The organism is Desulfocucumis palustris, from assembly GCF_002933875.1.
GTDB lineage: Bacteria > Bacillota > Desulfotomaculia > Desulfotomaculales > Desulfocucumaceae > Desulfocucumis > Desulfocucumis palustris.
Genome location: NZ_BFAV01000125.1, coordinates 26,029 through 51,228, shown reverse-complemented (window position 1 = coordinate 51,228; position 25,200 = coordinate 26,029). Strand labels below are relative to the sequence as shown.

The following is a 25,200-nucleotide window of genomic DNA, read 5'->3' as shown; positions in this document are numbered from 1 at the left end:
GAGGAGTATGAAACCATGAAACTGGATGCGGTCCATGACATACAGAGGGCCTATAGAAAGACGCTGGATGCCATGTCCAGGCCGGGATTGATCAGTAATATAAAAGCCCAGGCGGATAACATCGACGTGGAGGCCGGCTGTTTTAATTCCACGGTGGTATTGGCGCTAATGCTTCTGGATACTGAAGTAACCTTTAAAGCTGTTTCAGAACGGGAAGCTGAAATCAGCCGGCTGATCAACCAGTTAACTTATGCCAGGGCAGCGGAACCGGAAAATGCCGATTTTATTTTTATTTTAAATGACGCCGGGCCTTTGGCTTTGGAGAAGGCATTTAAAGCAGCCTGTCCGGGAAATTTGATAGATCCTCATAAATCAGCAACCATTATCGTTGAAGTCGCCACCCTGGGCAATAACGGTGATTTGATTATTACCGGCCCGGGAATTGACCGGGAGAGTTGTATAAAGGTGCAAACCACGGATAGCTGGGTGGATATACGGGCTGAAAAAAACGTGGAATATCCATTGGGAATAGATATTATCTTTACAGATTCCAGTCATAACATTTTATGTATTCCCAGAACAACTCAAATAGTGAAACGGGTGGTTGGATAGATGGGATATGTGGCGGTAAAAGGCGGTACTTTGGCCATTGAGGAGTCAATTAAACGGCTTAAATATGAGCGGCTGAAAAAGGGCGATGTGCTGGATGTTCACGGAATTGAATGCGGAATGCGCTGCCTGATCGATCAGGTCATGTCGGAGAGCAGTCTTTACAGTGAAACTCTGGCAGCCATATCCATCAAGCAGGCGGAAGGAAGTCCCGAGGAAGCGGTCTTTTTGATGAGGGCTTACCGTTCCACTTTGCCCAGAAAACATTATTCCCGCACGGTTCACCCGGATGACATGCTGGCTGAACGAAGAATTTCGGCAAGTTTTAAAGACATTCCCGGCGGGCAGATATTAGGGGCCACCTGCGATTACACCCATCGTTTAATAGATTTTGAATTAAATAATGAAACAGAAGGGGATATCAGCAACTGGCTGCATAATTTCGCCCGGGACAACGGAATCAACAGTTGCGCTACGGATTTGGCCAATCTGCCCAAGATCCTGGATTATCTGCGAAGGGAAGGCCTGCTCCAGGACTGTGAAAACAATGATCGTGAACCGGACGATATTACCAGGGAAAGTGTAAAATTTCCCACCAGCCGCAGTGAAAGACTGCAGATTTTAACCAGGGGGCAGACCGGGGCCGTTACTTCTTTAGGCTATGCCGCCCTGCGCGGTTATGGGGCGCTGCATCCAACCGTCGGAGAATTGCGGGTGGGACATTTACCCCTATACGTGGATAACCCCTTCGACGGGGAGGATGAAGATGACGCTTATTATATCGGAGGAATCAAGGTAACCGAAGTGGAGACCCTGTTTCCGGCGCCCGTGCAAAAAGAAAACGGCGTGAAAGAGATTGAGTTCGGCATCGGTTACGGTATCTGTTACGGACAAAATGAAACCAAGGCCATTGCCATGAGCATACTGGATCATTGTTTGGAAACAGGCAGCCCGGAGTATCCAACCCATAATGAGGAATTTGTTCTTTTGCACATTGACTCTGTCGAAGCCACAGGGTTTATATCACATCTTAAATTGCCCCATTATGTAACCTTCCAGTCCAAGCTGGACAGTGTCCGCAAGTCAAAGAAGAGCGGGCGGGGCAAGGACATGGAAAGTGACGGGGAGCTGAATCCATGAAAATAGAATACAATTTTGCTTTTTTCGATGAGGGTTCCAAGAGGGAAATTAGAAGGGCCACATTAAAGGCCATTGCTATTCCGGGATATCAGGTGCCCTTTGCTTCCCGGGAAATGCCCATTGCCAGGGGCTGGGGAACCGGAGGGCTGCAACTGACCCTTTCTCTGGTGGGTAAGGAAGATGTTATAAAAGTGATTGACCAGGGCTCGGATGAATCGGTTAATGCCGTAAACATCAAAAAACTCATCACGGCCACCACCGGCATTAATGTAACCGAGGCAATGGAGGAAGCAACCATCATCCAGTCCCGGCACCGGATTCCGGAAGTACCCCTGCGGGAGGGCCAGATTCTGGTTCTTCAGGTACCGCTGCCGGAGCCGCTGAGATATTACGAGCCAAGTGAATATGAGACCAAAAAGCTGCATGGGGAAAAGGAATATAGCGGTGTCTGGCTCATGCTGTTTGAGCAAATCATGAGTTACGGCAACATGTCCACAGGCGCGGACCACCCTGTCATGGTTCATGACAGATATGTTATGGCCCCAAGTCCCATCCCCAGATTTGACAATCCCAGGTTGAATTGCTCCAAGGCCCTGATTCTGTTTGGCGCGGGCCGTGAAAAGAAGGTATACGCGGTGCCGCCGCATACCGGGGTTATATCGCTGGCTTTTGAGGACTTTCCTTTTCAGACGGAATCCTTTCGGAATAAGTCCTGCCGGCTGTGCGGGGCAAAGGGAGTATACCTGGATGAAATAGAGGATCAGGCAACGGGAAAAACCATTTATCAATGCAACGATACCAGCTTTTGCATGAGTAGATTAAATGGAAAGATTTGATGAGGTAGGGCCAAATGAAAGATTTCGAACAGCCTGTCTTGCGGGTAAGCCATTTAAATAAGCAATATGGTAAAGGGTGCGCCAGTTGCCGGGATGCCGGGGGGATGGTTTTAAACAAAAATTTTTGCCCTGTCTGCGCCACGGTTTATGCCTGCCGGGATATCACCTTTGAGGTTTATGCCGGAGAAATATTAGGAGTGGTGGGGGAAAGCGGCAGTGGCAAGTCAACTCTGATGCAGTGCCTGTATTTTGATCAGAAGGTCAGCGGCGGTGAGGCCTATATAAGTTCCTATAAGAGCGGCCGGGAGAATATTTTTACGGAATCCTCCCAGCAGAAAAGGTATATTCGCAACCGGATGATGGGAAAAGTCTATCAGAATCCGGTTCTGGGTTTAAAAATGGATTTTTCATCCATCGGCAATATAGCCGAGAAGTTAATCGCGGCGGGCAACCGGAATGTGCGGGAGATGGAAGCCCGGGGTAAAGAACTGCTGGAGCACGTTAATATACCGGTATACCGGATCAAAGAAGCGCCGAGGAATTTCTCCGGGGGCATGCAGCAGCGGGTGCAGATTGCCAAAGCCTTATCCAACAATCCGCCGCTCCTGCTGCTGGATGAGGTAACCACCGGACTGGACCTGTCGGTGCAGGCCAGTGTTTTGGACCTGATCAAACAAATTCAGCGCCGGCTGAAAATCAGCGTGCTCATTGTGTCCCACGATTTGGGAGTTATCCGCATGCTGGCGGATCGAACAATTGTGATTTTGGATGGCAGGATTGTTGAACAGGGTTTGACTGATCAGATATTGGAAGATCCGCAGCACGGCTATACCCAGCAGTTGGTCCAATCTCTGCTCGTGTAGTACATACGTTGGGGGCCTTCATCATCTATATAGTCAGGCTTGTGAACTACCCCACCCTTCGCCCTCGCTTTACGGGTGAGGAAGGCTAAAGTTGTGGGGACTTCCCGGCGGAAAAGTTAAATAGAGGTGAGTCCCTTTACCATATCGGGAGGTAGAGCAAAAGAAAATGAACAGCAGGCTTGGAAAAGAACCCTTTATCCACAAGGGCTGTCAGCTGGTAAACACGGAGCTGGGGGAGTTCACCGAGGTGGATATTTACAACCATCTGGAGAATGTCTTTCTTGATGATTATTCCTATACCAGCGCCTTTTGCATCATTCAAAACGCGGTTATAGGCAAGTTTGCCAATATCGCGGCCATGGTCAGGATAGGTCCCACCGCCCACCCCATGGACAGACCGAGCCTGCACCACTTTACTTACCGCAGGCTGAAGTATGGCTTTGCCGGCACGGATGATGAAAAGTTTTTTCAATGGCGGGCGGAGCAAAAAATTTACATTGGCCATGATACCTGGATTGGACACGGGGCCATCATCATGCCGGGGGTGACCATCGGCAACGGCGCGGTGGTGGGGGCCGGGGCGGTGGTGACCAAAGACGTCCAGCCCTATTGCATTGTTGCCGGCGTGCCGGCTAAACCAATCAGGAAAAGATTTCCGGCGGATATTATTCAAAAACTGGAAGAAATCAAATGGTGGAACTGGTCCTATGACGCCATCAAGGACAGGCTGGATGATTTTTACCTTCCAATCCATGAATTTGTGAATAAGTATTATCCTTTTGCACTTAATAGCAACACCATTGCAGAGAACAGGCAGATGAATGGCAAATGAGCTTTTTATGAGCATGTAATGGTATTTGAACTTTAATTTAAAAAGTTTTAACGGTGGAATTAATTTTACGAAGAGGTGATTAAGTGGAGGAGATAATAGCCGTCGAGCACTTATCGAAATATTTTACGATACATAACCTGGGCAAACACATCGAAGCACTCCACGATATTAATATTGCCATGAAAGAAGGTGAATTTGTCGGTATAACGGGGAAAAGCGGCAGCGGGAAATCAACGGTGTTTAAATGTATTTATCGCACCTATGTTCCCCAGCGGGGCAGCATCTGGTACAACTCCAAAAAATTCGGGCCTGTGAATCTAACCAAAGCATCTGAAAGACAGGTTATTTATTTAAGAAAGCATGAGATTGGTTACGTATCCCAGTTTTTAAATGTGATGCCCCGGACCACTGCCCGGGAACTGGTTAAACAAGGGGTTTTGGAGATGGGGCGGGCGGAGGATTATGCGGAATGGGAAGCTGAAAAAATGCTGGCGCATTTTGAACTGGACAGAGAATTATGGGACAGTTATCCCGCCACCTTTTCCGGCGGGGAAAAATTGCGCCTCAATATCGCCAGGGCCATGGTCAAGCACCCCAGGTTGCTGCTGCTGGATGAACCCACCGCCAGTCTGGATTACACCTCGAAATTGCGGGTAAGAGAGCTCATTGAGCAACTTATCAGGGAAGGAACAACAATGATGGGTATCTTTCATGATCTGGAGTTCATGGAAAACCTTTGCCACCGGGAATACACCCTGCGGGACGGAAAATTAGTCGATAGGGCGGCTGTTAATTTGTACTGATTTAACCTAGTTTTTACCAAAACCATAAATTAATTAATATGCTCTTAATCATTATCAGGTAAGCTAAGATATTGAGTTATCCCCGTTATTTCTGGCGTAAGGGTTATTTTAATTTCAAAATGAAAGGAAGTATTTTTATGAGAAAAATTCCTTTACTCGGGCTGGTTATTACTCTTGTGTCGCTGCTACTGATGGCTGGCTGCGGATCCACCTCCACAGGCACTTCCTCGCCTGTCAAAGAGCCCGATACCATCACGGTGGCCTGGCTGCCGAATACCGCGGGAGATGATCTTAAGGAGGCCCGGGCTGAAATCGACAAGGTTATTGAAAAAGCCACGGGAAAAAAAGTTGAAGACAAATTGACCACCGACTACGCCATTACCGTTGAAGCCCTGGCAAGCGGCAATGCCCAGGTAGCCTGGGTGGGAGCTCAACAATACATAGAGGCCCATGCCAAAAATGATAAAGTTCTTCCCCTGGTGGTCAACAGCGGGGATTCCGGAACCTTGAACGACGCCCTGTATTATAGCCGGCTGGTGGTTAAAAAAGGCAATGAGGAGCAATACAAATCCGGCGACGGTTTCTCCATTGACAATATAGCGGGGAAAAAAATGTCTTTCGTTTCCTCCAGCTCCACATCCGGATTTAAAGTGCCCTCGGCAGCTATAATTACAGATTTTACTAAACAGGACAAATGGAAAAGTCTGAAACAGGAAGATCTGCTTCAAGGCGGCGGCGATAAATTTTTCAGCCAGGTGCTTTTTGGAGGTTCCCACCAGTTGTCTCTGGTAAACGTGCTTACGGATAAAGCTGATGTGGCCGCCGTGGATGATATTGACGTGGCCAGCTATGTCGAACTAACCTCGGGAGCCGAAAACACTCCGGGAGCCGTCTACACTGTCAGGAAGGACGCCGCCGCCCCCTTCGACAAACTGGCGGGCGTGCAATACGTGGTTATCAAAGCAATTCCGGTTTTGAACGCTCCCATTGTTGCCAATACCGGCGTGTTGAGCCAGGAAACCATCGACGCCATAACTCAAGCGCTTACCTCCGATGAGGTTGCCAGTAATACAAAGATTTTCGTGGATAAGGGAGGCAAAGGCTTTTTCAATAAGCCCCAGCGTTTCCTGGAAGTGGAAGACACCTGGTTTAACCCCATCAGGGAGCTGAGCAAATAGGCAATGTCAGGCCGGTTGGCCATGGGCAAAATGAGTTTTAGTTAAAGGGATTTTGGAAGCAGTCCGTCCGGCAGGAGCAGGTTGGCCGGGGTGCTTCCAGGCCCCTCTAAAAAAAGCGAAGGGGGCTGATTATGGCGTTATTGGAATTGAGAAATGTTACCAAGTGTTATAACAGTGCGTCAACGGCATTGTCCGATGTCAGCTTCTCGGTCCGGGAAGGAGAGTTTGTTTCCGTGATAGGACCTTCCGGAGCGGGAAAGTCCACCATGCTGCGCTGTATTAACCGGATGATTGAGGTGACCGGCGGGGAAATCTATTTTGACGGTGTTATTGTTTCAAAGTTGAATAAAAGGGATTTAAGAAAATTAAGAACAAAGATAGGCATGATTTTCCAGCATTATAATCTGGTTGACCGGCTGACTGTGATCGAGAACGTGCTCCACGGCAGGCTTGGTTACAAGTCAACCCTGGCGGGTGTGCTGGGCAGGTACAGCCAGGAGGAAAAAGGGCAGGCTTTCAGGATTATCAAATTCCTGGGGCTGAATGAGCAGGTTTATAGCAGATGCGATCAGTTAAGCGGCGGCCAAAAACAGCGGGTGGGGATCGCCAGGGCGCTGGTGCAAAATCCAAAAATGATTTTATGTGACGAGCCCATTGCTTCGCTGGACCCCAACGCTTCTAAAATTATAATGGATCATTTAAGAAACGTTTCCACGGGGATGGGCATAACCATGATTGTTAATTTGCACCAGGTAAATGTGGCCCTGAAGTATTCCGACAGAATTATCGGTGTAAATAAAGGCAAAGTGGTTTTCGACGGTTCGCCGGCGGAACTGACGCCTGAGCGGATCTACGATATTTATGGCTCGGAGTCCGGAGATTTGATTGTTGATCTGGGAGAAAGAAATGCAAGCTGACATTTTTATCAAACGCAGGAACGGGGGGCTGCTCTTTTTTGCCTCGCTGGCTATCCTCACCGCGGGCTCCATGATTATTACCGAGTACGATGTGCTTAAAGGCTTTACCAGCATCGCCGGGGCCTTAATCTGGGGATTTTCCAATTTTTATCCCGATGCCGGGTCGATGCAGAAACTGGGTGATATTATGCTCAAACTGCGGGAAACGGTGCTGATGTCCATTGCCTCAACCACCGTGGCCGCTGTTTTTGCCATACTATTGGCATTGGCCGGTTCCCGGACCACCAGAATGAACAATTTATTTAGTGTGGCGGCCAGGGGAATCGCCTCGGTTTTTCGCAACATACCCCTGGTGGCCTGGGCCATGGTCTTAATGCTGGCCTTCAGCCAAAGCCCGCTAACCGGATACCTGGCGCTGTTTTTTGGTTCGCTGGGATTTCTTGCCCGGGCCTTTATGGAAACCATCGACGAAGTGAGCAATAATTCGGTTGAGGCCCTGCAGGCCACCGGAGCCGGTTATTTTCATATCATATTTCAAGCGGTTTTACCTTCCAGCATGCCCCAGATGATCAGCTGGTTATTATACATGATTGAAACCAATATCCGTGACGCCACCCTGGTGGGAATTCTCACCGGAACCGGTATCGGGTTTTCCTTTGAGCTGTATTATAAAAGTTTGAATTATCATGCCGCAAGCCTGGTTGTGATTCTGATTGTAATCACGGTTATCGTCATCGAGTCCATATCAAATAAGATTAGAAGGGTGATTTTGTGATGCAAATTGAAGAATCAATCAAGGGATGGGGGCAATTAAGCAGCGATGAAATTGCGGACACCCCGGTCAGGCCCCTGAACAGGTCGTCTTTTGCCATGAGAATAATACTGCTGATTTTATCAGTGTTGACGATATATGCTTTATCCACCATTGATTATAATAGTGTCGACATTAAAAAGGCGGTGTCCGATACCTTAAGTAATTTCAAGACCATGTTTCTGCAGCCGTATTCACACCGGTTTAGTCTGCCGGATGCTTTTTACGGAGTGGTGGTAACAATGGGACTGGCATTTTTGACCACATTGTTTGGCGGCATAATCGCCTTGTTTTTGGGGTTGCTGGCCGCTCAGAATTTGGGCTTGAAACAGGTTGCCAATATTATCAAAGTTTTTGTGGCTTTTATCCGGGCGGTGCCCACCATTTTGTGGGTATTGATTTTTGCCGTCTCTGCCGGGCTGGGCAGCGCCGCGGCGGTAATCGGCATGACTTTTCATTCCGTCAGCTACTTGACCAAGGCCTATTCCGAGTCCTTTGAAGACCTGGACAGGAGTGTGATTGAAGCATTGATGGCCAGCGGCGCCAATTGGTGGCAAATTGTATTTCAGGCGGTTATACCATCCTCTGTTACCTATTTGCTGTCCTGGACCTTTTTGAGATTTGAGATCAACTTCGCCAACGCGGTTGCCATGGGCGCCGCTGCCGGGGCGGCCGGTATCGGCTTTGATCTGTTTATGGCCAGTGGATTTTATTTCGATTTGCGGGAAGTAGGGCTTATTACCTACTTTATTTTAGCCTTTGCCATGGCCCTGGAGTCCCTTTCCACAAATATGAAGGGCAGACTCCGGAAAAGGATTTAGTTCCGATTGGCGCCTTCCGGCTTAAAGCATGGTTATAGCCTGTGTTAAAGCGGGGAATCAAAATTAAGGGAGCAAATTAAATAGTGGGAAATAAGAAGACATGTATTTATAACGCAAATATCATTTTGCCCGACAGGGTTATCAAGGGCAATATTCTTATTGACGGCAACAGAATTTCCGGGGTGAGGGAAAGTAATTTTGCCGGGGTTAACGGCGGCCCGGATTTGACGGTGATTGATGCCGGGGGCTGTTATGTTATGCCGGGAATGATCGATATGCATTGTGATGCCATTGAAAAAGAGATGCAGCCGAGGCCCAATACTCTGTTTCCCATAAACATGGCCTTCTATGAGCTGGAAAAGAAGCTCGCCGCAAGCGGTATAACAACCATGTACCATTCCCTTACCCTGAGCGACGAATGGGGAGTGCGGGATAAAGACATGGTTCTGGATATTATCGCCGGCATAAATAAGCTTAAAAAGACACGCTCAATGATTAATCACAAAATACATCTTAGATATGAGGTGACTTTTCTTGACGGTGTAAATGTCCTTGAGAGCCTGATCAGGGATAAGAGCATAGACTTCATGTCATATATGGACCATTCCCCCGGCCAGGGGCAGTTTAAGGACGTCCAGGCTTTAAAAAACTTTACAATCCAGTCCTACGGGAGAGAAGAAAAGGAAGTCAAAGCTTTTTTGGATAAAGCGGCGGAGTACCAGGCAATGATTGATTGGCCCAAACTCGTTGGCCTGGGTAAATATGCCAGGTTCAGGGGAATTAGAATGGCGTCCCATGATGATGACACCAGGGAAAAAATTGAGACACTCCTTGATTGTGAAGGGGTGGTAAGTGAATTTCCCATCAACCTTGAAACAGCCGTTTACGCCAAATCCAAAGGTATTCACGTGTGTGTGGGAGCTCCCAATATCGTGCGCGGCAAGTCCCACAGTAATAATATGAGGGCTATTGACGCCATCGCCAATAATGCCGCGGACATCGTGTGCTCCGACTATTTGCCCGGCGCCATGCTTCCGGCGATTTTTCGCCTCACCGGGGAAGGAGTTAAACTGACCGAGGCTGTCAGTATGGCCACCTTAAACCCGGCCAGGGCTTTGGGAATCGAGTGCGAGGTGGGAACTGTGGAGCCTGGAAAATATGCCGATTTAATAGTGGTTGAATTACATCAGGGTTATCCCCTGATTCGTCAAACCCTGGTGGGCGGTGTCACTGTATACCAATCGGATTTTCAGATCTTTGGCAGCGAAAGAGTTGATAATATATGTTAATCAGAGAGGCCGCGGAGGCCGAGTTGCCGGAAATATTAGGGCTTTTAAAAGATATGGACGGGGAAGAGGGAATGGATTCCGGCGGGGCGCTGGCAATATGGCGCAAAATGAAGGAATATCCGTGCTATAAGGTCTTTGTGGCCGAAGACAACAATACCTTAATCGGCACCTGCAGTCTTATAGTTATTGACAACCTGGGACATAAAGGGGCGAAACTGGCTGTGGCGGAGAGCATGATCGTAAGTCCGGGATTCAGGGGACTCGGCGTGGGCAGCCGGCTGATGCGATTTGTAATGGAACGGGCTAAGGAAGAAAATTGTTATAAGCTTATGCTTTCCAGTAATAAAAAAAGGATTCCCGCTCACAGGTTTTATGAAAGGCTGGGTTTTGAGCAGCACGGGATAAGCTTCATGATAGCTCTTAATGAACCTTTGGAACAGGAGCAGGAGTTTCCGGGCTATTAGCGTTGTCCCTGAAAGAAGGGGTTATGGGCAAATGAATGATGAAGAAAGAGGAATGTATGATTTTGCTTATGATTTAACCCGGTCAGCCGGGTTGAAATTGAAAAGGATTCGCCGGCATTCAGCCATTGAAGTAAGGGAAAAGACATCCCAGATGGATCTTGTTACCGGGCATGATATATTAATTGAGAGAATTCTGGCGGAGGCCATCCTGGAAAGGTACCCGGGGCACGGCATAGTGGCGGAGGAAAGCCAGACCTGGGCAATTGCGGACGGAGACGGCTACACCTGGGTAATCGATCCAATTGACGGTACTGTCAATTACTACCGCTTCGGCAGGGATTATGCCATTTCACTGGCCCTGTACAGGTATGGAAACCCGGTTTTCGGCCTGGTCCATGATGTTGCGAACGGTGTCATGTTTGCTGCCGGACAGGGTGAAGGGGCAATTATGAATGGATGCCCCCTGGATACCCTGCCCGCACGGAAGGAGAGGATGACCAGGGCGGTTGTGGCCATGAGTTTGAGAACCATTGTTGAACTGTCCGGTTTGGATATGGATGTTTTGGGGATGTTGTCCGGGGTTCAGGCGCACAGATATCTGGGATGCGCATCCCTTGAGTTGTGTAAGGTGGCAAATGGGGAATACGATTTGTTTATTTCGTCAAATGTCTATGAATGGGATGTTGCGGCAGCCAGAATTTTCCTGGAGCAGCGGGGGGGATTTTTCCTCCCCCGGAAAAAAGACAAAAATAGCCCGGGTTATGGTAAACTTTTGGTGGCTGCTTTCCGTTCGCCTTTAATATGGGAGGAAGCCCTGGAATACTTTCCGGAGCGCATCAGGAATGAATATGGCTATTAAGGGGTAGGGCAATGCCGGATGAAATGCAAATACTGGACAATTTAATTTTTAAAATTGTTTCAGGCAAATATGTCGCCAACGATAAACTGCCGTCTGAAAATGTAATTGCCGATCAATACAAGGTGCCGAGAATTACAGCCAGAAAAGCCTATGAAAGACTTGAGGAATTGGGCTATATTTATAAAAAGCAGGGGAAAGGAAGTTATGTAAAGGACAGACATAGACAAATTGAGCTTGTTCTTTCCGGGGACGTGAGTTTCAGCCAGAAAATGATTGAAAAAGGGTATGATTTTCAATCAAAAAATGTATTTTGCAAGGAGATCAAATACAATAAAAAGATTTATGATTTTTTGGAAGCTGATGAGGGTGACAGGATTTTTAAGGTGGGAAGATTGAGGTTTATTGACGGGCAGCCCATCGCCATTCATATCTCCTATGTTGCCAAATCGGTATTCGACAATATTGATGCCGTGGGCATGGAGATTACATCCATGTTCAAATATTACAACAGTAAAGGATATAACCAATTTTGTTCAAAACCCAGCATCTTAAGCGTTACATTTCCAACGAAATCCCAGCGGAAACTGTTGGAGTGTACATATTTAATACCGCTGCTGGTGCTGGAATCCGGCTGTGTTGATAAAAAAAGCGGCAGGGTATTGGACTACACCAGGATTCTATATAGAAGCGACAGCTTTTCCTTCTATGTGATACCGGCACCGGAAGAGCGTATATAAAAGGCTGGACTGATATGGTCCAGCCTTTTGCATATGCTCCCTGATTCTAATATAAACCCCGGTAACAGTTGCAGGATAATCAATTAATATTGGAACATGCTAAACCTTAAACCTTTTGGCCAGTTCATCCAGGTTGTTGGCCATCATATTCAGCTGCTCCGTGGCGGCGCTGACTTCTTCCATGGCCGCGGTCTGTTCTTCGGTGGTGCTGGCCACATTTTGCACCCCGGCGGAAACCTGCTGGGCCGACGCGGCAACATTTTGAATCTGGTTTGATAGACTTTCCACCACGTCTATGATGCCTTTTATGTTTTCTCCCACATCGCCGGCTACCTCGGCCCCTTCCTTGACCCGCTGGTTGCCTTCGGCCATGGTGGCCACCGCTTTTTGGGATTCCGAGTGCACCTGGGTAATCAGCTGGTTGATTTCTTTCGCCGCGCCGGCGGATTGCTCGGCCAGTTTGCGAACCTCTTCGGCCACCACGGCAAACCCCCGTCCCTGCTCCCCGGCCCTGGCGGCCTCAATGGCTGCGTTGAGGGCCAGTAAATTGGTCTGGTCCGCAATATGCGTAATCAAGTCCACAATCTGGTTAACCCGTCCCAGGGTCACCGAAAGTTCGTCTATAACCTGCACCGCCAGGTCACTGGAAGTGATTATGGAGTTCATCTGAGCGTTGATCTTGTTAATGCCGTTAATGCCTTCACTGGCGTTTTGCGATGCCTCGTTGGCCGAGGTGGATATCTCCTGGGTATCCTGGGCAACATGTTCCACGGTGGAGGCTATTTCTTCAACGGTGGCGGCGTTCTCGCTGGCGGCTGAAGAGGTTTGCTCGGCCTGGCTGGCCAGTTGCTGCGAGGATTCGGACAGGGACAGGGAGATGCCCACCATCTGGTTAATTATATCCTTCAAACTGCTCTTCATTTTGTTAAAAGCGGTGGATAGCCGGGCTATTTCGTCTTTACCCCTGATTGCTATGTCCTGGCTGGTAAGATCGCCCCGGGCGACTTTGTCAGCGGCCTCCACCACCATATTAAGCCCGTTGGCAATATTGCGGGATATGATAAAGGCCAGAATAAAACCGATCAGCACGGCGAACAGGATAACGGCCGTTACTATTCCAACCGCTGATTTATACTGGCTCTGGCTTTCATTATATATCTGATCGGCCCGCTGAATTTTAAACTCCACAAGGGTATTTACAGATTCCTGATTTTTATTGTAAGCAGGCAAAAATGCGTTATTAAGCATATCCTGCGCCTCTTGATTCTTCTGTTCCCGGGATAGGCTCATAATCTGCCGGGCTATTCCCAAACATTCATCCCAGTTGTTGAGGAAAGACTGGTACTTGTTTCTCCCTTCCTCCGTGGTTATTGTTTTTTCGTATTCTTTTTTATTTTTATCCAAATTATCTGTGGCCATGGCCATTTCCTGCTCCGCGTCGTTCAGGTCTTTTTCAGTTGTCGAAAGGGCATGTTTGCGGAGCGCCGCCCTGTAATCCGACGTGTCGGTATCAATGGACCTGGCGTAGTTGACGCCGGGCAGGGCATTTTCATTTAGTTCGAAAACCATTTTATTGACACTGTTAACGCTGTGAATTCCGGCCAAACCGGTAATTACCGTCAACAGGACAACAATGGAAAAGGAGATTAAAAGTTTGGCTTTAATGTTCAATGACATTGCTATTCACCTCTTTGAATATTTTATTTTCCATCTTTGCAATCCAGGATAGGTTCAGCAGCAGCCAGAGCCGGCTTTCTTTTTTTACAACCCCGTCTATAAATCCGGTTTCCGGGCCGGTGAAAGCAGCGGATTCCATATCATTGCCGGTGTATTTTCCCACTTCCAGAACCCGGTTGACGATCAGGCCTATTCTGCTGTCATTGAATTCAACAACAATAATTTTGGTTTCATTGTCTTTTTTCTTGTCCGGGAGGGCCAGTTTGCGGGCCAGGTTTATCACGGGAATTACCCGGCCCCGCAGGTTAATAATGCCTTCGATGAAAGAATCGCCTGCGGTTACGGGAGTTATTTCTATTAAACGGATAATCTCCACCACCTGAAGGATGTCGATGCCATAACTGACTCCTGATAATTCAAATACCACCACTTGTTTTTCCGTCATATTTAATACACCTCCTTTCCTTTATTTGATATATTTCGGCCTGGCTGCAAACACGGTAATCCTTTGTATTTTGATTTGATTACCGGTTTAAAAATTGATAATCAAAAACTGCTAATGAATGCATAATGCAAAAAACTCGCCTTGACTGGCGAGTCGTGTAATGAATTGTCGAATATAGTTGTAATATGTAATATAAAGTACCCGGGTTTTTAATTTTTTCTGTTTGTTTAAGTATATTGTACCTGTACCGGTGTCCCGTGCGGTACATCTGTCCCTATTGGGACAGGCGGGCTTGTTATTCAGGGTGGTATCTTTTTTCCATCCGTTCCAGGCGGCAGTACAACATGCGCCTGGATATGCCCAGATAGCGGGCAGCCTGCGCTTTGTTTCCCTTATGCATTTCCAGCGCTTTTGCAACTACCATATTGTTGAACTCTTCTATATTAAATGAGCCCTCAGGCAGCGAAAAGGTTTCAGTGTTTAAAATCCGCTTGTCTCCGTTTCCGGCTGGTTTATTCCGGGTGAGAATGTTCAGGTGGGAGGGCTTAACTTCGGGGCCGTCATGCATAAAACTTATCCATTCCATTACATTTTTTAATTCTCTCACATTGCCCGGCCAGTGGTGGGAAAGCAATATCCTGGACGCGGAATCGCTAATAGTGCAAAAGCGCTTTTTTCTTTTTTGGGCATATTGCCTTATCAACGCCTCGGCCAGGGGTATTATTTCTTCCTTTCTTTCCCGCAGGGGAGGTATGTGGATTAGACCCAGGTTAAGACGGTAGTATAAATCCTGCCTGAAAGAGTTTTTCTTAATGCTTTCTTCGATGTTTACGTTGGTGGCGCATATGATTCTTATGTCGGCCTTGATTTTTTTAAGGCCGCCAACCCTGTAGAATTCTTTCTCCTGGATAAAACGCAGTAATTTAGCCTGAAGATCCATTGACAGCTCCGCTATTTCATCCAGGAAAATAGTTCCTCCCAGGGCCAGATCAATTTTTCCCTTTTTACCCTTGGGCAGTCCGCCGGTAAAAGTGCCTTTTTCGTAGCCAAAAAGCTCGCTTTCGAACATGCCCGGGGATATGGCCGCGCAGTTTATATCCACGAAGGGAGCCGCTGTATTGCCTTTGCCGTAGTGGATGTGCCTGGCGACCACCTCCTTGCCGGTTCCCGTCTCCCCTTGTATTAATACGGGAATTGTACGGTCGGCATGATATTTTTCCGCCAGCTGGAATATATTTTTCATTGTCTCGGAAGCAATTATTACTTCTCCGGCGCCCATAGCCTGGGCGTAAGCTTCCTGCAGCAGCTTTAATTCCCGCTTTGTTTCCTTTGTGGCGGCTTCAGCCGTTTCATCGATTTTTTTATTAAGGACTTTGTTTTCCGGTAAAAGAGACTGGTGTTTGGCAACCCTCTCCACAACCACAGTCAATTCCTTAATATTTATGGGCTTTAAAAAATAGTCATAGGCCCCGGCCCGGATGGCTTCAATGGCTAATTCCACGTCATCGTAGCCCGTAAACAGCACCACATCCGGATATCTTCCCGGGGGTGGGGAAGGAAGGGAGCGCAGAATATCCAGGCCGCTCATTCCAGGTATGTTAATATCCGACAGGACCATGTGAAATTCCCGGTTGTTTATTAAATCCAGGGCATCCTTGCCATTACCGCATTCAGTCACGGCATGCCCGTGTTTACCCAAAAAACCAGCCAGATATTCCCTGCTGTCACGGTCATCTTCCACCAGTAATATATTCACCTTTTACCTCCGGCTCACTCTTTGCAAGCAGGGAGCTCGACTATGAAAGTGGCGCCGCCTTTTACATTGTTTTCCGCCCGGATGCTTCCTCCAGTGGAAGCAACTATGTAATGTGTTATGGAAAGGCCTATACCCATGCCGGTTTCTTTGGTGGTAAAGAAGGGGTCGAATATTTTGTTTTTCAGCTCTTCTTTAATGCCGGTACCGTTGTCCCTTATTTCCAGTATTACATTTTTATCCCACCGGGTTGCTATAAATATTTCTTTTACCCTGGCAGCGCTGCCCTCCAGGGCGTGCATGGCGTTGGCCAGCAGGTTGACCGTGACCTCTTCAAGCCTGAAGCTTTCGCCCTGCACCCTGGGCAAGGGATTTTGTAAAGATTTTTTTATTTCTATGCCATGGGCGCGTAACTGCCTGCCCATGATGTCGAGAGCCCCTTTAACAGCTTCGTTTAAATCGCAGGTGTGCGGTTTTGGAGAGGTTTGCTTTCTGAACAGGGCTCCCATTTGCTTCACTATCAGGCTGATTTTATCCACCTGTAAGGATGCTTTTTTTAATTCCTTGATAATTTGGTTTGTATCAATGCTCCTCTCCCTCTCGTTCCAGTACAAAATCCCGTCAATCAGCATTTTTAAGGAATTCAACGGCTGTTTAATTTCATGCGCGATACCTCCAGCCAGTATACCCACGGAATTTTTCAGGTCTTCTTCAACCCTCTGTCGCCCGGCGGTTTTCCAGACATTGATAATTAGCCGGGCGCTTTTTCCTTTACCGTCATAAGCGGCTTTTGCCTCCACCATAACAGGAAAAACTATTCCTTTTTTGGTAATATGGCTGGATTCAAAAGTGTGGCAGCCATTTTTATGGATGGTCGCGATTATTTCGGGCAATTGATGCCCGGCAGCAGGGGGTAAAAGGTTTTTTATCGGCTTGCCGGTGAGTTCTTCAACGGTGTAGCCGTGCATTTCCGCAAATGCTGGGTTCATATAAGCCAGGTTTTTTCCAGTCTTATTGCTTATTGCAATACCTGTTTTGGTATGTTCAAAAGCTTTTTTTAATTCGGATAGTTGCTTATTTAATTCAGAATTCAGTTTGCGTAGCCTGTTCAGTTCATCTGCTTGCTGCTCTTTGTCTTGTAGTATCATGTTTGCACCTGCTGACAATTTTTAGCTGAATTCGACATTATGTGACGACCCTCCTTTTAAAATAATCAATGGTTTAAAAGCTGTAAATATAAAAAGCTTTTCTTATCCTTGCAAATAAATTGCCACTATTGGCTCAGAGAGCATCCCCGGTTTTAACCGGCCTGGTGACCGGCAAGCATGGCCCGGCTAACGCCGGATTGCTTACAAATATATGAAAAATGGCTGCCCCGGAGGAAAAGGTACCTTAAAAAAACGGATTCATTTTGTTTTCGGCGCCTTTTTGTTGAACAGTTTGGGTTACAGGTATTTGAAGCCGGCTCCCAATCCCTGGTTGCAGAAAAAATGTCTGTCTTACCGATTTCAGGTTAAATTAAAAGAAATTTATTAAACTTACAAGGAATACCTGTAAATATGTTGAAATGGAACATTATTTAACATTAGTGTAAAAGAAAGGGGGCAATCCCTTGAATAAAATGCCTACCGGGATAAATGGCTTTGATGAGCTTGTGTATGGCGGAATTATACGCGGAAATTCCGTTCTGGTGGAAGGGGTTCCCGGTGCGGGTAAAACCACTTTTGGCATAGAGTTTGTTTATCGAGGCATTACCCAGTTTGATGAGCCGGGGGTAATTGTTACCTGTGAGGAATTACCCGAGTCCATATACCGTGACGCTTTTAACTTTGGCTGGGACCTCCGGGCTTTTGAACAGGCCAACAAGCTGCGTATTTTATGTACGTCTCCCGAAGCGCTGGAAGATGCGGAGGTTAACCTTATTGAGGAGGTTGTCCGCGAGGTCGGCGCCAGGCGAATCCTGGTGGACAGTATCAGTCATTTTAAAAGTGTTATTAATGATCCCCTCTCACTGCGCAGGTCGGTATATGGTTTTTGCAACGGGCTGCGCCGTTTAGGCCTGACGTCTTTTTTGGTTAAAGAACGGGAAAGCGAGGAAAAAAGGGAATACGCCTTTGAGGAATATGTGGTGGATGCTGTGATTCGCCTGGAAAATAAGGAGAGGCCGGGGCTGCACCGCCACCGGGTGCTGGAGATCAGTAAAACCCGGGGACAGGAGCATATTCCGGGCAAACACACCTTCCGCATTACCGACGAAGGAATCAGGGTTTTCGCCCTGAGGGGAATAACGGATGTTAATAGTGAGATAAGCCAGGAAAATAAGCTGTTGCATACCGGTGTGCCCGGGCTGGATGATTTATTGCGGGGAGGACTCCCCCGGGGCGCCAGCGTGGCTGTGGCCGGCGGTTCCGGAACCGGTAAAACGGTATTGGGCCTGCAATATCTTGTAAAAGGAGCCATGGATTACGGGGAGAGGGGAATTTTCCTGTCCTTTGAGGAAACCCCGCAGCAATTATTTGCCAATGCCCGCCAATTTAGCTGGGACCTGTACGCTCTTCAGGAACAGGGCCTGATTAAGGTTGTGTATATGCCTCTTTCCAGGATGGAAATTGACGAGACCATTATCGGACTGGGCGAGCAGGTGAAATCATTCGGCGCCCGGCGGCTGGTGCTGGATTCCATTTACGCCTTTCTTTCCCGTATAGATAACGCCGCTGTTCTGCATGAAAAATTTTATTGCCTTGTCACCTGTCTAAACAGGCTAAACTGTACCACTTTATTGATCAGTCCCGCCTGGGATACGGCGGCAGGCGGAAGATTGGAATTAATCCACTCGGTGGTCCAGGGCACCATGCTGCTCAAGTCAATTTTGTCGCAAAACCGCCGGGTCAGGCAGTTGGAACTTTATAAAATGCGGGGAGTCAACCATGTTATGGGCAACCACCTGCTAGAAATCAATGCTTCGGGTGTACAGGTGTTCCCCCGGTTAGGAGGTTGAAATTATGCATAGAGCCTATTTTGGAGTGGAGGGATTGGACCGTAATATTGAACAGGGGCTGTCCTACGGTTCTCAAATTATGGTGGAAGGGGATTCCGGTGTGGGCAAAACCGTACTGGCGGGGGAATTTATCAAAGAGGGGCTGCGCTGCGGAGATACCTGCGTATACGTGGCCTGTGATGAACCTCCGGCGGCCATGCGTGAGCACCTGCTGAGCTTTAAGGTGGGAACTCCGGTCTATGAAGAAACGGGCAGGCTGGTTTTTATCGATGCTTATGAAGAGGACGGAAGCGCGGAAAAATACGCCCTTTCCGACCTTCGCAACCTGGAGAAGTATTTCGCCCTGGAAACGGAAGTGCTGCGCGGCTGTATCGGGCGCAGGGTGAGGCTGGTGGTGGACAGTCTAAGTACTCTATTAACTAATTTGGATATTACCGATGTTTTGGATTTTCACCGGGCCAGGATTAAACAGCTCCGGAAAAAAGGGATATTGACAATGGACATATTTGTGAGCGAAGTTTTAGAACCCAGAATTATCACCATAACCGGCCACCTTTATAATTTTATCCTGAAGATGAATTTCAGCGGCTCCAGGTACAATTCCGTGCGCCTGATGCAGATTGGGAAGGTAAAAAGCCAGCAATTTGTGTCCTCCAGCCACATGTTTACCATTAGTCCCGTATACGGCATTCTGGTGTCTGCCGACATGGGGGTGTACCAATGAAAGAAAACGACATATCCAGGATAATAATCAATTATATGTATCTCAGCATGTGCAGGACAATGAACCAGGTCCCCTTCAGCGGCCGCCACTGGCTGGAACAGTTTGTGACCGGGGTGGCCCAATATTTCATTAACGAGTATTGGGACGATCTAATGCTGCAATCAAAGAAGCCTTTGGATATCTGCCGGGCCTACCTCAACACCCTGGAACGGGTGGATTTTCTGAACGCCGGGGATTACCGGCTGGAGGAATCGGGGGAAAACCTGCTGCTATCCGTTAAAAGAGATAAATGCGTTTACCGGGAGTACTGCCTGCGGGCCAGGGAGGAAGGCCTGCCTACTTTCTGCGTGCGCCTCGGCACTCTGCAGGCAATTTTGCACCATGTGCTCGGTGAAAATTTTTCCGAATCCCTGGAGAAAGAAGAGGAAGGAGTTTGCCGCGGAAAGCTCTTCCCCGCCGCCGGGCCGAAGGAGGAAATCGTTACCCGGGAAGGACATGTGCTGAAAATTGCCGGCCGGAGGGCGGTCCTTCTCCCCCAGGAAACCTATGCCTCCCTGCTGGTTTCCGTCAGGGAGCACGCCCCACACGCTTTAAAACATGTGCTTTATGATGCCGGGTACCAGTCGGGACTCAGCCTGGCCCATAAGTCCAGGGCTTTATATCCCGACCCGGAGGAATGTTTGCAGTTGCTTCTGGAAGAAATAAAAAATCAAGGGCTGGGCAATGTTGAACTGGTTTCCGTCAGCCTGACCCGCGCCAGGGCCAGGATCCGGTGTTACGAGTCTTTTCAGGTGGCTGTTGCAAATGAATGCGGGTATCTTTACCGCACTCCGCAGGTGATTTGTGATCTGCTGCGGGGGTTCTTTGCCGCTTACCTCAGCGTTCTGTTTGAAAAGGAAATCATCTGTGAAGAGATGATTTGCCAGTCTATGGGGGCTGATTACTGCGAGTTCCTAGCCTTGCCTCTTCCGAAGAAATTATTAGACAGGAGGGGAACCCCGTGGCCGAAAAAATGAATGAAGAGCTTGACCCGATTCTGCAAAGTGTTATCCGGATCGAGTTGCTTGCTTTTTTTCAGGCCAACCCGCATACCAGGGATACAGCTGATGGTTTGGCCCTCCGTTTGCACCGCCCCCGGCATCTGGTGGAGACGGCTCTTAGTACCCTTGGGGCCCTGGGCATCCTGGAGATTGGCGGCACAAAAAAGATAACCATTTACCGCCTGCGCAACGGGGACTCAATCGCCAATTATTTCCGGGAAAGGGGCGAAAAAGAACTTTCCAAACCGCCTTTGCGGTAGCCCGGAACAGCCTATTTGCGAGTGGAGGTTCTGTTAGATGGTTGAATTAGTGGAGATCTGGTCCCGTCTGGCCATAGATAACCTGCCTGTGGGATTATTGGTGATTGACCGGGAAGGCAGGGTTCGGGTTTTCAACCGGGCATTGTCCGGGATTACCGGACTTAAGGCTGACGAGGTGATGGACCGGCCGCTTCTTAATTTAAACGGCCCGGAGCGCGGCTCCGGCAAATTGCTGCAAACCCTTGCCACGGGCAGGGAATTTCAAGACCTGAATCCCGAGGCCGTGATACCTGTTACCAGCTCCGTCGCTTGTTTGGCAAGTACATATGTGATCAGGGACAAGAGCGGTGTTATCATAGGCGCCATGGCCGTATTTATACCGGCGGGACGGCAGCAGGAATTGGAGAGCGCGATTATTAAAGCTGAGAAGCTGGCCATTTTGGGACAAATGGCGGCGGGATTGGTGCATGAAGTTCGCAACCCGCTTACGGTCATCGGCGGCTTTTTGCAATTGTTGCAAAAATATTTAAAGGGAACTCCCCAGGAAGAATATGTAACCTTAATATTAACTGAATTAAAACACGTTAACATCCTGATTTCAGATTTTTTGCAGTTGACCAAGCCCGGTTTTTCCAATCGCAGCCGGTGTTCCATCTCTAAAATAATAACCGATGTGGTCATGCTGGTGGAAAGTGAAGCATTTCTCCGCAAGCTGGATATTAACCTGGACATGGCAACGGATATTCCGGATATTCTTGGAGACAGCGAACAGTTAAAACAGGTTTTCCTGAATATCTTTAAAAACGCTTTCGACGCTCTCTCTCAGGGCGGGAAGATATTTTTGCAAACTTCCTGGGACAGGCATGAAAAATTTATTCAGGTTGTTTTCAGAGATACAGGAACTGGTATGGATGAGCAAACCGTGGCGAATATGTTTGACCCCTTTTTTACCACCAAGGAAAGCGGCACCGGGCTTGGGATGTTCATAATCAAAAAAATTATTGATAATCATGGCGGCCGTATCGAGGTCCGGAGTATACCGGGAGAGGGTACTAGCGTGACGGTGCTTTTGCCGGCGGGATAGAGCCGTAAAGTCGGCATAAAAAAACACATGCCCGGGGGAAACTAATATTTGACTTCTTAAAGCAGTTAAATACCATCGGGAGGTGTTAATATTGACTGATAAGGATAGGCGGGCAAAAGAAGAGGAAGAAGATAAGGAATGTAATGCAAATGTCGATAAAAATAATCTTGCCCTTGCCGCAATGGGCATTATGGTAAAAGATAACGGCAAAAATAAAAACCCGTAAAAAAGAGGGCATCCAATGAACTGCTGCGGCCATCATTCATAATGTAGCCACATACTGATGATTTTTACAATATGTTTTTTTTGATAAACCTCATAGACTACACGGTGCTGACGGCTTATCCGCCTTGAATAAGCACCTATTAAATCACCCACGAGTTTTTCATACGGCGGGTAATCGGCGAAGGGATTTTCTTTCAACGTTTCCAAGATGCTTTTTATTTTATCTGAGAAACCAGCTTCATAAGCAGTCTTTTTATCTTTTAGTGCTTGTTTTGTGTAGAGGATTTTATAAGGTTCACTCATCATCATCCTCCACTAAATCCTCCAGTGGGGTATTTAATCCGCGTAATATTTTCTCGCGCATACCCGGAATTGATATTAAATATAGCGTTTCTTGAATAGAGCGATAGTCCTCTTCGGAAATAACCACGACATTCCCAGCTTTGCCGGTTATATAAATAGGCTCATGTGTAACAACCACATCTTCCATGATTTTGAAAAAATTATTTCTAGCAGTTGTTGCGTTGACAATAGGCATTGTTATACCCCTCCCATAATGTACATAATAGTGTCGTTTATTATGTACATATTATACGACATGTTGTACGCAATTGTCAACGCGTTGCGTTTCTTGTGCTGGAAGCTAACTCGTTCAGCTAAAGCTGACACCGGGGCTTCAGGTGGGGATTCTACCCTATCTGAAGTAAAAAATGGAACCCCCGCCTGTAAAAGTGGGTAAAAAGAAAGAGGACTCCGGGAGCAATCCCGAAACCCTCGTTGCTGTTATACTGGAGGCGACACCCGGATTTTTTTATGAGGGTCCCCATCAAAACAAAACATTTTTTCCCTCGGTATTCTCCGAAGGCTCCTGTTCGCTGGGAGTGTGACTGTTCAACATTGACCAATGGTTCCATATATGGTACCATTATATCGAGGCTGGTGATAAATAAAAACGACTCAGTTTGATAAGCTGTACGCCCAAATAGTAAATAATCCAAGGGACGTGAATTTTAAAGACCTGGACAAACTACTCCGGCGGTATGGCTTCAGCTGCAGGCAATCGGGAAAGGGTTCCAGCCACTTTACATACTTTCACCCGGAACTGCCCGATATCCTTCCGATACCTAAAGAACGCCCTATAAAGGCGGTTTATGTTAAACAGGCAATAATACTTATTCAAAAACTAAAAGAGAAGGGGAATATGGAGTGAAAAATCTGGAGTATTACCTCAATATAGCTTATGAGATCAAACTAAGAAAGCTTTCCGAAGACGAAGGGGGAGGCTGGTTGGCTGAAATCCCCAATCTTCCCGGCTGTATGTCCGACGGGGAAAACCCGGAGGAAGCTGTCGGCAACCTGGATGACGCCAAGAAATGCTGGATCGAAACCTGCCTGGAATTGGGCCGCCCGGTGCCCGAACCAATAACTGACGAGTTTTCCGGGCAGTTAAGAATTCGTATACCCAAAACCCTCCACCGCACTCTGGCGGAAAGAGCCAAGGAGGAAAAGGTGAGCCTGAATCAATATATTAATTATCAGCTATCCCGAGGGGTAGGGTATAAACCTTAAAAATGAGCCCTAAACTTATTATGGTATTTTCAAGGGGCCGTCTGAATTCTATTGTTTATTAGTTCTTATTTCCTTTTAAGAGATAGGAAGTCTTCGGAATCATTGACCAATGGATTTGCAGGACTTGCTAGCTAACGGGCAGTGATGTTTAATAAGAAAAGTTAAAGGAATTTTCGTAAATTCATTGAAATTGTTTAGGAAATATGTAAAAAGGAGGAATTGTTTTGAATAGAATAAACCTTATTACTCTAGGTGTAAGAGATATTAATAAATCACTTGGATTTTACAGGGACGGTCTAGGATTTCAGACATCAGTTAACGAGGATAATCCTGCTATTGTTTTTTTTAATAATGCGGGAACGAAACTAGCTTTATATCCATTAGATGGGTTAGCTAAAGATATAAATGAAAAGGAACCGCCTAATGGATATGGATTTTCAGGTATTACCCTTGCTTATAACGCTAGATCAATTGAAGAAGTTGATGAGATTATAAAAAAAGTCGAAAAAGCTGGGGGAATAATAGAGAAATCACCTCAACGTGTTTTTTGGGGAGGATATAGTGGATATTTTATTGACCCTGATGGTTATTATTGGGAAGTTGCGTATTCAGAAAACTGGGATTTTGATGAGAATGATATGTTGATTATTAAATAAAAAGAAGAGTATTAAGAACCCTTTGCCCCACTGCTCCCAAAAGTGAAAGGCAAACCCATCTGGAAGCCCCTGGCACTTCGACCGGCAACGAAAATTGATCTCCAAAACTGGTTTGCCAGGTGTCCCGGCATCAACATCGGCATTATTACCGGAACGGAGCCAAAAACAAAAATCACCCACTCCTCAAAGTAGGTGATTTCGCTGTCCCTTGGCACTCAAGGGCTTTAGCTCATTGGAGGCGACACCCGGATTTGTCATAAAGCCGTGGAACTCAGCCCCCGGAAATACAGCAGGGCAAATCGTTATGCTCCAAAGAAGGGGACTGGCTATTGATTTTACGCTTTCGTTTTGGGAAAAATTATTAAGGCTTGGCAAATGTATATTCCGACATGTCGGAGCCAACCATTTCAGCGAGTGAGAGCCTGTACTCCTTGTAAAATGAGCTACAGCTTTGGGGTGACCCTATACAAATATATAGTCTATGCCAAGCCTCCGGGCACTTACCGTATTTTAAAGAGGTTCAAATAACCAAGTTTTATGTTATTAAAAATTGCATTATCGGTATTTTTAGCCTGGTTTTTTTCTTTATTGATTTTTTATGTTATTTTTA

Annotated in this window: 29 protein-coding genes; 23 read left to right on the top strand and 6 right to left on the bottom strand. The window is 47.2% G+C overall.

Annotation, left to right across the window (positions count from 1 at the left end; all coding sequences use genetic code 11):
* The first annotated feature begins 15 nt into the window (after positions 1-15).
* The 14 genes from phnH (at position 16) to DCCM_RS10285 (ending at position 12,159) form a co-directional block, all read left to right on the top strand.
* Positions 16-612, top strand: coding sequence for a phosphonate C-P lyase system protein PhnH (gene phnH, locus DCCM_RS10350; RefSeq protein WP_104372326.1), 597 nt, complete (start codon positions 16-18; stop codon positions 610-612).
* Positions 613-1,749 carry a carbon-phosphorus lyase complex subunit PhnI gene (locus DCCM_RS10345; RefSeq protein ID WP_104372325.1) on the top strand — a complete coding sequence of 379 codons (1,137 nt, stop codon included), beginning with the start codon at positions 613-615 and terminating at the stop codon, positions 1,747-1,749. It begins immediately after the preceding gene.
* A complete protein-coding gene (locus tag DCCM_RS10340; RefSeq protein ID WP_104372324.1) occupies positions 1,746-2,585 on the top strand; it encodes an alpha-D-ribose 1-methylphosphonate 5-phosphate C-P-lyase PhnJ in 840 nt (279 codons plus the stop codon). The genes DCCM_RS10345 and DCCM_RS10340 overlap by 4 nt, the downstream gene beginning before the upstream one ends.
* A 14-nt stretch (positions 2,586-2,599) precedes the next feature.
* On the top strand, positions 2,600-3,448 hold the full coding sequence (locus DCCM_RS10335) for an ATP-binding cassette domain-containing protein (RefSeq protein ID WP_104372323.1): 849 nt from the start codon (positions 2,600-2,602) through the stop codon (positions 3,446-3,448).
* Positions 3,449-3,614: 166 nt separating this feature from the next.
* On the top strand, positions 3,615-4,280 hold the full coding sequence (locus tag DCCM_RS10330) for a DapH/DapD/GlmU-related protein (protein ID WP_104372322.1): 666 nt from the start codon (positions 3,615-3,617) through the stop codon (positions 4,278-4,280).
* Positions 4,281-4,363: 83 nt separating this feature from the next.
* Positions 4,364-5,083 (top strand): phosphonate C-P lyase system protein PhnL, encoded by a 720-nt coding sequence (locus DCCM_RS10325; RefSeq protein ID WP_104372321.1) that lies wholly within the window; start codon positions 4,364-4,366, stop codon positions 5,081-5,083.
* 137 nt (positions 5,084-5,220) lie between these two features.
* Positions 5,221-6,261: a PhnD/SsuA/transferrin family substrate-binding protein gene (locus DCCM_RS10320; protein WP_104372320.1), complete on the top strand. Its 1,041-nt coding sequence runs from the start codon at positions 5,221-5,223 to the stop codon at positions 6,259-6,261.
* A 131-nt stretch (positions 6,262-6,392) separates the two neighbouring features.
* Positions 6,393-7,178, top strand: a complete 786-nt coding sequence (gene phnC, locus DCCM_RS10315) for a phosphonate ABC transporter ATP-binding protein (protein ID WP_174705153.1) — start codon at positions 6,393-6,395, stop codon at positions 7,176-7,178.
* Positions 7,168-7,953: a PhnE/PtxC family ABC transporter permease gene (locus DCCM_RS10310; protein WP_104372350.1), complete on the top strand. Its 786-nt coding sequence runs from the start codon at positions 7,168-7,170 to the stop codon at positions 7,951-7,953. Before phnC ends, DCCM_RS10310 begins: the two co-directional genes overlap by 11 nt.
* Positions 7,953-8,810: a PhnE/PtxC family ABC transporter permease gene (locus tag DCCM_RS10305; RefSeq protein WP_104372318.1), complete on the top strand. Its 858-nt coding sequence runs from the start codon at positions 7,953-7,955 to the stop codon at positions 8,808-8,810. The genes DCCM_RS10310 and DCCM_RS10305 overlap by 1 nt, the downstream gene beginning before the upstream one ends.
* An 83-nt stretch (positions 8,811-8,893) precedes the next feature.
* The gene (locus DCCM_RS10300) at positions 8,894-10,099 is read left to right on the top strand and encodes an alpha-D-ribose 1-methylphosphonate 5-triphosphate diphosphatase (RefSeq protein WP_104372317.1); all 1,206 of its coding nucleotides are present in this window, start codon (positions 8,894-8,896) and stop codon (positions 10,097-10,099) included.
* Positions 10,093-10,563, top strand: a complete 471-nt coding sequence (locus tag DCCM_RS10295; RefSeq protein ID WP_104372316.1) for a GNAT family N-acetyltransferase — start codon at positions 10,093-10,095, stop codon at positions 10,561-10,563. The genes DCCM_RS10300 and DCCM_RS10295 overlap by 7 nt, the downstream gene beginning before the upstream one ends.
* Positions 10,564-10,594: 31 nt before the next feature.
* Positions 10,595-11,422 carry an inositol monophosphatase family protein gene (locus tag DCCM_RS10290; protein ID WP_165792105.1) on the top strand — a complete coding sequence of 276 codons (828 nt, stop codon included), beginning with the start codon at positions 10,595-10,597 and terminating at the stop codon, positions 11,420-11,422.
* Between the two features lie 11 nt (positions 11,423-11,433).
* Positions 11,434-12,159, top strand: a complete 726-nt coding sequence (locus DCCM_RS10285) for a GntR family transcriptional regulator (RefSeq protein ID WP_104372314.1) — start codon at positions 11,434-11,436, stop codon at positions 12,157-12,159.
* 99 nt (positions 12,160-12,258) lie between these two features.
* Here the strand turns inward: DCCM_RS10285 and DCCM_RS10280 are convergent, their stop codons facing one another.
* The 4 genes from DCCM_RS10280 to DCCM_RS10265 all read right to left on the bottom strand — a co-directional run bounded on the left by DCCM_RS10280 (position 12,259) and on the right by DCCM_RS10265 (position 17,182).
* On the bottom strand, positions 12,259-13,836 hold the full coding sequence (locus DCCM_RS10280; protein ID WP_104372313.1) for a methyl-accepting chemotaxis protein: 1,578 nt from the start codon (positions 13,834-13,836) through the stop codon (positions 12,259-12,261).
* Positions 13,820-14,281 carry a chemotaxis protein CheW gene (locus DCCM_RS10275; protein WP_104372312.1) on the bottom strand — a complete coding sequence of 154 codons (462 nt, stop codon included), beginning with the start codon at positions 14,279-14,281 and terminating at the stop codon, positions 13,820-13,822. The genes DCCM_RS10280 and DCCM_RS10275 overlap by 17 nt, the downstream gene beginning before the upstream one ends.
* Before the next feature lie 295 nt (positions 14,282-14,576).
* Entirely contained in the window at positions 14,577-16,037 is a 1,461-nt protein-coding gene (locus DCCM_RS10270) for a sigma-54-dependent transcriptional regulator (RefSeq protein WP_104372311.1), read from the bottom strand.
* 14 nt (positions 16,038-16,051) lie between these two features.
* Positions 16,052-17,182, bottom strand: coding sequence for a PAS domain-containing sensor histidine kinase (locus tag DCCM_RS10265; RefSeq protein ID WP_104372310.1), 1,131 nt, complete (start codon positions 17,180-17,182; stop codon positions 16,052-16,054).
* A gap of 473 nt (positions 17,183-17,655) precedes the next feature.
* On the opposite strand from DCCM_RS10265, the gene DCCM_RS10260 reads away from it, so the two are divergent.
* The 6 genes from DCCM_RS10260 (at position 17,656) to DCCM_RS19485 (ending at position 22,366) form a co-directional block, all read left to right on the top strand.
* Entirely contained in the window at positions 17,656-19,032 is a 1,377-nt protein-coding gene (locus DCCM_RS10260; RefSeq protein ID WP_231702736.1) for an ATPase domain-containing protein, read from the top strand.
* Between the two features lie 4 nt (positions 19,033-19,036).
* Positions 19,037-19,756, top strand: a complete 720-nt coding sequence (locus tag DCCM_RS10255) for an RAD55 family ATPase (protein ID WP_104372308.1) — start codon at positions 19,037-19,039, stop codon at positions 19,754-19,756.
* Complete coding sequence (locus DCCM_RS10250) at positions 19,753-20,772, top strand: V4R domain-containing protein (RefSeq protein WP_104372307.1); 1,020 nt, start codon at positions 19,753-19,755, stop codon at positions 20,770-20,772. The genes DCCM_RS10255 and DCCM_RS10250 overlap by 4 nt, the downstream gene beginning before the upstream one ends.
* On the top strand, positions 20,757-21,056 hold the full coding sequence (locus DCCM_RS10245; protein ID WP_104372306.1) for a hypothetical protein: 300 nt from the start codon (positions 20,757-20,759) through the stop codon (positions 21,054-21,056). Before DCCM_RS10250 ends, DCCM_RS10245 begins: the two co-directional genes overlap by 16 nt.
* Before the next feature lie 37 nt (positions 21,057-21,093).
* The gene (locus DCCM_RS10240) at positions 21,094-22,140 is read left to right on the top strand and encodes a two-component system sensor histidine kinase NtrB (protein WP_104372305.1); all 1,047 of its coding nucleotides are present in this window, start codon (positions 21,094-21,096) and stop codon (positions 22,138-22,140) included.
* 91 nt (positions 22,141-22,231) lie between these two features.
* Positions 22,232-22,366 (top strand): hypothetical protein, encoded by a 135-nt coding sequence (locus DCCM_RS19485; protein WP_269433749.1) that lies wholly within the window; start codon positions 22,232-22,234, stop codon positions 22,364-22,366.
* A 32-nt stretch (positions 22,367-22,398) separates the two neighbouring features.
* On the opposite strand, the gene DCCM_RS10235 is transcribed toward DCCM_RS19485, so the two are convergent.
* Positions 22,399-22,674, bottom strand: coding sequence for a Txe/YoeB family addiction module toxin (locus DCCM_RS10235; protein WP_231702731.1), 276 nt, complete (start codon positions 22,672-22,674; stop codon positions 22,399-22,401).
* A complete protein-coding gene (locus DCCM_RS10230; protein ID WP_104372303.1) occupies positions 22,661-22,903 on the bottom strand; it encodes a type II toxin-antitoxin system Phd/YefM family antitoxin in 243 nt (80 codons plus the stop codon). The genes DCCM_RS10235 and DCCM_RS10230 overlap by 14 nt, the downstream gene beginning before the upstream one ends.
* Before the next feature lie 465 nt (positions 22,904-23,368).
* Between DCCM_RS10230 and DCCM_RS10225 the strand changes: the two genes are divergently transcribed.
* The 3 genes from DCCM_RS10225 to DCCM_RS10215 all read left to right on the top strand — a co-directional run bounded on the left by DCCM_RS10225 (position 23,369) and on the right by DCCM_RS10215 (position 24,590).
* A complete protein-coding gene (locus DCCM_RS10225; RefSeq protein ID WP_231702730.1) occupies positions 23,369-23,575 on the top strand; it encodes a type II toxin-antitoxin system HicA family toxin in 207 nt (68 codons plus the stop codon).
* The gene (locus DCCM_RS10220; RefSeq protein ID WP_104372301.1) at positions 23,572-23,934 is read left to right on the top strand and encodes a type II toxin-antitoxin system HicB family antitoxin; all 363 of its coding nucleotides are present in this window, start codon (positions 23,572-23,574) and stop codon (positions 23,932-23,934) included. Before DCCM_RS10225 ends, DCCM_RS10220 begins: the two co-directional genes overlap by 4 nt.
* Before the next feature lie 224 nt (positions 23,935-24,158).
* Entirely contained in the window at positions 24,159-24,590 is a 432-nt protein-coding gene (locus DCCM_RS10215; protein ID WP_104372300.1) for a VOC family protein, read from the top strand.
* Positions 24,591-25,200: the final 610 nt, after the last annotated feature.